At 35.5% G+C, this 6,055-nt stretch carries 8 protein-coding genes and 1 pseudogene; all 9 read right to left on the bottom strand.

Going from position 1 to position 6,055, the window contains the following annotated elements; genetic code table 11:
* Nucleotides 1-230 precede the first annotated feature (230 nt).
* Nucleotides 231-1,334, bottom strand: a complete 1,104-nt coding sequence (locus tag T495_RS0100890; protein ID WP_081831954.1) for an energy transducer TonB — start codon at nt 1,332-1,334, stop codon at nt 231-233.
* Between the two features lie 148 nt (nt 1,335-1,482).
* Nucleotides 1,483-1,848 carry a hypothetical protein gene (locus tag T495_RS0100885; RefSeq protein ID WP_155993362.1) on the bottom strand — a complete coding sequence of 122 codons (366 nt, stop codon included), beginning with the start codon at nt 1,846-1,848 and terminating at the stop codon, nt 1,483-1,485.
* Between the two features lie 111 nt (nt 1,849-1,959).
* Complete coding sequence (locus tag T495_RS14985) at nt 1,960-2,604, bottom strand: RHS repeat domain-containing protein (RefSeq protein WP_051651791.1); 645 nt, start codon at nt 2,602-2,604, stop codon at nt 1,960-1,962.
* Between the two features lie 302 nt (nt 2,605-2,906).
* Entirely contained in the window at nt 2,907-3,095 is a 189-nt protein-coding gene (locus tag T495_RS15705; RefSeq protein ID WP_155993360.1) for a hypothetical protein, read from the bottom strand.
* Nucleotides 3,095-3,538, bottom strand: coding sequence for a hypothetical protein (locus T495_RS0100875; RefSeq protein WP_155993358.1), 444 nt, complete (start codon nt 3,536-3,538; stop codon nt 3,095-3,097). The genes T495_RS15705 and T495_RS0100875 overlap by 1 nt, the downstream gene beginning before the upstream one ends.
* A 68-nt stretch (nt 3,539-3,606) precedes the next feature.
* Entirely contained in the window at nt 3,607-4,302 is a 696-nt protein-coding gene (locus T495_RS0100870) for a Fic family protein (protein ID WP_033147281.1), read from the bottom strand.
* A gap of 422 nt (nt 4,303-4,724) precedes the next feature.
* On the bottom strand, nt 4,725-5,165 hold the full coding sequence (locus tag T495_RS0100865; protein WP_033147280.1) for a hypothetical protein: 441 nt from the start codon (nt 5,163-5,165) through the stop codon (nt 4,725-4,727).
* 82 nt (nt 5,166-5,247) lie between these two features.
* The gene (locus tag T495_RS0100860; protein ID WP_033147279.1) at nt 5,248-5,667 is read right to left on the bottom strand and encodes a hypothetical protein; all 420 of its coding nucleotides are present in this window, start codon (nt 5,665-5,667) and stop codon (nt 5,248-5,250) included.
* A gap of 2 nt (nt 5,668-5,669) precedes the next feature.
* Nucleotides 5,670-5,843 (bottom strand): annotated as a pseudogene (locus T495_RS16315) (hypothetical protein); the annotation flags it as partial.
* Nucleotides 5,844-6,055: the final 212 nt, after the last annotated feature.

The following is a 6,055-nucleotide window of genomic DNA, read 5'->3' as shown; positions in this document are numbered from 1 at the left end:
CGTTATGGAATTAATAGATGCCTTAGTTACACTATGACTGATACTTAACCTCTCTCTATATTCGTTAATTTTAGTACGTTCTGGGTAAACCAGAATACGAATCAAAACGATGACAACTATTATTGCCAAAATATATCTCCACGCAAATTTTAGAAAATCTAACTTAATCATAATTCTTTACTTTTTATCATGGTGCCATGTAATATCTTTATGAATACATAAACCATGAATTATTTGTAAGATATTGGTATAAGCATTTTATAACGAACAAAATTACCATTAAGTTTTGCTGGCACCCATCTAGGCATTTTTTTTATTATGTATAATGCTTCATTGTCGTGTATAGAATCAATAGAACTCTTAACTTCTGCGTTAATAATACGACCATCTTTCTCTATAACAACTTCGAGTATCACTCTATATGGCCTTTTGTCAAGTTTTAAAGAATCACTTATGTTGTTTCTAATGAATTCATAGAATCTACTAGTTCCCCCCGGAAATACTGGCACCTCATCAGCAGCCTCATATATAATATCCGAGTTGTCATGTTGATATCTATTCAAATTGTCAGAAAACTCTCGTATATCCACCCCTTCATATAAATTCGCTTCTTCTATTCCTGGTTGAATTCCCCAAATGCCATAAGCTTTTCTTTCGTAAGAATAAGTATCTTTGTTATTTCTTCCTTCATATGTATATCTTTTATTCCTTTCTATTAATACATATTTATTCACACGTCTGTCATTAGACAATATCAAATTATTGACCATTCTACGTAAATCAGAGAAAACCGAAAAGTTCAGATGCTCTACGTTTCTTATAATATAAAGATTACAATTAGTCTTAATGTATATTTGATGGTATTGTTTACCTGTAATATAACAGGTTTTTACTTCTAGAATTGTATCATTATAGAAGTACCTATCATAAGTCCTAGCTGTCTTTGACAGTTTGTCTTTTGATGGTATATAATGTTCCTTCTTCCACATATCATACTCCATGTGGCTATACCAAGTATTGTAATTCAGTTTAACATATAGACGAACAGAATCTTTTCTGTTGGAACTTAATACTAATATAGAATCGTTATGTTTTTTTACATATAAAAAGGGAGAGTGAACAGGTCGTCCTTTACCAGACATAGTGTACTCGTCAAATGTTTGATAACGTTCCATTAACGCAGAATCATTAAACCAAATAATACTTTGGCAGACTACATCCTCTGTTAGCGGCAAAGAATCATTCATATGATCTAAAGAACGACTATAGTAGTTGTTTTCTTTTCGTGAGCATGCAACTAAAGAAAGGAAAATCATAAAATATAATACTTTCATATTCAGAATTTATAAGGAGATATTATGCCATCTCGTTTAATACCATTATTTTTATCAATAGATACATTTGTCACTATTTTAGAAGAATTTCCATCACTAACAAAGTACTTGGCTGGCGAATATGTCGGAATATAGGGGACTGGCACCTCTATGATTCCCTTTTTATTATAGCTGGGTTTTTAGAAAAAAATAAAATTGCTTTTTTTATTTCTTTAATACTTACTCCTGGTGTGTAATTGAAAAATGAGAAAGTAATTCTCTTTTTTCCAATTACAGATACATCCATTACCAATCCATCCAGTCGCCATTTTCCTAAATGAAAACTGATGTTTTTTATTTGGTTCCATTTTAGCTTCTCATTTGTGTCACTCTGACGAATTAATAGTCCTTCATCATCTATCAAAAGAGTGTAATAATTATTATCTTCTTTAAACGTAAGAAACCTAAATATACTATACAATGGACATAGCGTAATAAGCAACAAGCCAATTAAAGGTTTACCATAAATACTCATATATAGCATATAAATAAAACACGGAATTATGAATACAAATAGGCAAATTGAAATGTAGAATCCCAATTTATATTCATTTTTTTTAGTTAAAACATATGAATCCATAAAATATTATTTTTTATTAAAGACTCCATTTGTAATCCAATCACCAGCTTTAGCATTTATTTGTTGCTGAATATAGTCTGTAGTTTTGAATGTAAAACTAATCTCTGATTTTTCCACTTCTTTTAACGTTTTTATTTCGCGTGTAGATTTGCCTTCAGAATATGCAATACCACCTTCAATTGCAGCACCAACTAATGCTCCAATCAATACCAAGGGGACTTTCCCGTCCTTATCAATATGAATAGCTGGATTATTGTTACAGTATGCATACGGACTAACACTATAGAACTTCTCACACAGCGGATCAATTCTATCCCATCTTAGCAGGATGGGGTCATATTGTCTGGCACCATAGTCGTAGGTGTTCAAACCATACACATGATCGAGTTCCTTGCCGTTATACTTGTAGGGCTGGATGCCTGCATTCAGTGTTGCATCGCCAAAGATACCGCCAAAGGGATAATAATGTGTTACCTGCTCCAGAGTGCCGTTCTCATTGACCACTGTACGATTATTACCCAGATGGTCCTGGGTATAGTAGTGGAACGTTGGCTGTGAGGACGCCACTGGGTTGGCAGGATAGCTACAGTAACCACCATTAAACAGATAACGGTCAGGCTTGCCATTCTTCAAAATGAGGTTGCTATTCATGAGTTTGTGGCGGTTGGGCCTTTTAAGTAAATTGTTATTAATTTGGGTTCAAATGTACGCACAAGTTCTCAATCTGCCAAATAAATGCGTCTCATTTAAAGAAGATTAACACTTCCACGTTCAAAGGGGACGGAGAAAGTAATCGGATTCTTCGACTCTTGATTCACTGTCCCCTTAGTATAACACTAACTGTCCTTTAGTATGATACTAACGCCCCTTTAGTATCATACTATCGCGGGGTTAGTGTTAAGGTATCGTGTGGTTAGTGTAAACCTATCGTGGAGGTGCCTGAAAACCGTGAGTTAATTCAAACGATAAAATGAACGCGCTCGTTTCATCAATCGAGTTAACTCAGCCAAAATTCGGCCGATTCTGGCACCATGCCAGATAAATTCACCTGACCATAGACCGACATTGCTCCAGATAGCAATAATGGTAGAAATAATATCAGTTTCATAAATACCACCAAACAGCCCCTTGCAGATAGTCATTATTTTATTATTCTATTCTGTTTTCCAAAACCACCAGTAACTATATCATCTCCCAATAGTTTCTGATAGTCTTTAGGGATATACTTATAATCTTTTAACACATGGAGTGTATCATCATTTAGAACAATCGTCTCTTTATTAATGATCTTTACATGATATTCTATGTCATAATACATAATTATAGTAGAATCATTTATGGGTTTCCATGTGGTCGACATTTCGAAATCAGGCATCAAAATCTCCATAAATTCCCCTGATCGTGATATACAAAAGTTCTCCTTCCTTCCATTAACATCAAAATAATGATATCGATTAGGAGCTCCTTGTTTATACCAATACCTAAAATTACCACCACATATAACATCCTCTATATGTGGAGCTTTATTCTCACATGACATAAAGAATGCAAGAACAATCATCATTAAGATGTAGTTACTTCTCATAGCTAAAAACTTATTGAGTTACCCCCATCATGATAAATCGGAGTACCATGTCCCCTGGCACCCTAGACTTAATCCTCCTGTTCATAATAGTAAGAATAATCAATACCCTTCATGAAAGTCTCACGGTCGTTGATCTTATCTGTAAGTGCTTGTTTGAGCAGCTTTTTGACATGGGTGCTATCCATCTGGCTTTCTATCATAGCATTCAGATACTCTTTCTTACCCACCTTACTCCAATCTACGCACAGTCCCAATTGTTTCTTCAGAATAAGGTCGAGCCATATACGCGTTGAACGACCATTGCCCTCCATAAACGGATGAGCAGCGTTCATCTCAACATACTTATCGATGATTTCGTCGAAAGTATTCTCTGGCATACCAAATAGTGTATAGGCCTTCTTCTGGCTTTGGCCATCGATAGTAGTATCGCTGTAGGTAAACCAATCCAAAAATGCGTTAGCACGGTTGTTAGGGTAATTTTTTGCCAATGTCTGTACGCATTCACTATCCAGTGCGTCTGCCAATCGCTGCTTGCCATCAGGAGCCTCGAATTTGAAGTGGTTAGTGATACTAACCAGTTCAACACCATCCTTAGCCATCTTGCCTTTAAGGTATTTCCAGTAGTTTCGACATTTCTTGTAATCGTCCTCATCATTGATGGCACGCACGATGTCAGTTGCCGAGAACCACCACTTTGAGTTGTCCTCGTCCCAGACAGCTCGAACCTCTCTGTCGTTAAAAAAGCGTATTGATTTCTTGCTCATCGTCCCATGATTTTAGCCATCAACTCTGTTTTCTGTTTATTTTCGTTTTTATACTATTCACTTACTGTTTATACGGATAGTTGATTTTTCAGCTATTGTGCCGCAATTGGCTACAAATTTAACTAAAATCCCACAAACAAACTAAAAAGTAAGCACTATTTTAAATAAAATTTTGATATGTGGTGGAAATGTGCTTGCTGTTGATGGTGTTCAGACAGACCGGTGGGAAAGTTTCAAACTCTAGTTCCTGATTGACAATTTCCCAAACGTGGCATCTCCTTTCCGCGAGGGAGGTGGTGCCATGTACTGTCCCCTGGCACCTACGACCCCTCACCCCTCTTTTCTTGCCCTCCATTTCTTGGCGATAGGGCCTTGTAGCGGAAGTAGGGCTCTGTCCCTTGATCCTGTAATTCTGTCAGCCATTATGTGTTTTCTTGTATCACGGTCAAATCGCATGTCACGAAATAGCGTTTTTTAACCTCTGATACAATTAATTCCCAGTTATTTAAGGGATAATGTTCATCATCTGGTTGTGCCTCATTATTTACAATCAACTCATATTCACTATCAATGTAGAGATGTAAATCGTAGGTATGAGTATTTAATTCAATTCTATTTATTATTCTTCCCTCCAATTGTTTGGCAGCAATAGCAACTTTACCTATATTAGCAGTTGTTTCATCATCTGCTGTTGCTATTATACTGCCAAAATGCAAAATTTCCCAATAGCACCATATCCAGATAGAATTATTCCCCTCTGTCTCTATAAGCAAAATACTACCCGCACCACCTCCTGCTCTTGAATAATTAATTCTGTTGCCTTGTAGCTTTTGTAAAGCATTATTTATTGGTAATGTGTTCATTTTATAAACAATTCCTTTATTGAAGAAATAGGGGCAGAAAAAGTGATAGGATTCTCCGTCCCTTTGATCCTTTTATTCAATTCTATCTCCCCAAACCACCAGTTTTAATATCCTCCCCTAATATTTTCTGATACTCTTTGGGGATATACTTGTAATCCTTCAGAAGACATAGTGTGTCATCACGAAAAATAATCGTCTCATCATCAATGAATTTAATGGGAAGTTCTCTTCCTGACAATAGAATTGTTGAGTCATTTAAAGGTTTCCAAATGGTAGAAATTATAACATCTGACATTTTAAACTCTCTAAAAACGCCAAACCTATTTACATAAAAGATTTCCTTTCTACCATTAATATCAAAGTAGTGATAGAGACCAGGATCTCTTGAAGAGTACCAATATCTAAAACTTCCACCACATAGAGTATCAGTTTTACATTTGATATTTTCCCTACATGCAGCAACGCAACATACAATTATTACAAATAAATATATGCTTCTCATTATTAAAAATATATTTGGTTACCTCCATTACAATACTTCGGGACACTATTAAACCCATATTGACTCAGCAATTTACATGCTTCATTGATAACTTCATTGTACATTTTTAAGTTATCGGTATACAGTTTTACAAGATGTTCTTGTAAAGAACCTGCCGTCAAATTCTGAAATGATTTAGTCGTGGCACCTTCAGATTCACCTGACCCTTAATTCAATTATTCAGTAAATTCGCCACTCCACAGATTCACATTAGGATCATCTTCACTATAGTACACATCAATAGAATCTCCCTTTTGGGGATATGGTGGATTTAATAGAGTGTATCTGGATATTCCTGAGTATTTCACACCATTCACCGTAAACTCATAAAAAATTTTAGTCTTACGAT

This window comes from Prevotella sp. P6B1 (assembly GCF_000702825.1).
In the GTDB taxonomy this organism is placed as follows: domain Bacteria; phylum Bacteroidota; class Bacteroidia; order Bacteroidales; family Bacteroidaceae; genus Prevotella.
This window is presented reverse-complemented; position numbering and strand designations above follow the sequence as displayed.

What these genes read in the sequence shown, in the direction of transcription:
- T495_RS0100890 (WP_081831954.1), bottom strand. Translation starts at nt 1,334, where the DNA reads ATGAAAGTATTATATTTTATGATTTTCCTTTCTTTAGTTGCATGCTCA.
- T495_RS0100885 (WP_155993362.1), bottom strand. Translation starts at nt 1,848, where the DNA reads ATGAGTATTTATGGTAAACCTTTAATTGGCTTGTTGCTTATTACGCTA.
- T495_RS14985 (WP_051651791.1), bottom strand. Translation starts at nt 2,604, where the DNA reads ATGAATAGCAACCTCATTTTGAAGAATGGCAAGCCTGACCGTTATCTG.
- T495_RS15705 (WP_155993360.1), bottom strand. Translation starts at nt 3,095, where the DNA reads ATGACTATCTGCAAGGGGCTGTTTGGTGGTATTTATGAAACTGATATT.
- T495_RS0100875 (WP_155993358.1), bottom strand. Translation starts at nt 3,538, where the DNA reads ATGAGAAGTAACTACATCTTAATGATGATTGTTCTTGCATTCTTTATG.
- T495_RS0100870 (WP_033147281.1), bottom strand. Translation starts at nt 4,302, where the DNA reads ATGAGCAAGAAATCAATACGCTTTTTTAACGACAGAGAGGTTCGAGCT.
- T495_RS0100865 (WP_033147280.1), bottom strand. Translation starts at nt 5,165, where the DNA reads ATGAACACATTACCAATAAATAATGCTTTACAAAAGCTACAAGGCAAC.
- T495_RS0100860 (WP_033147279.1), bottom strand. Translation starts at nt 5,667, where the DNA reads ATGAGAAGCATATATTTATTTGTAATAATTGTATGTTGCGTTGCTGCA.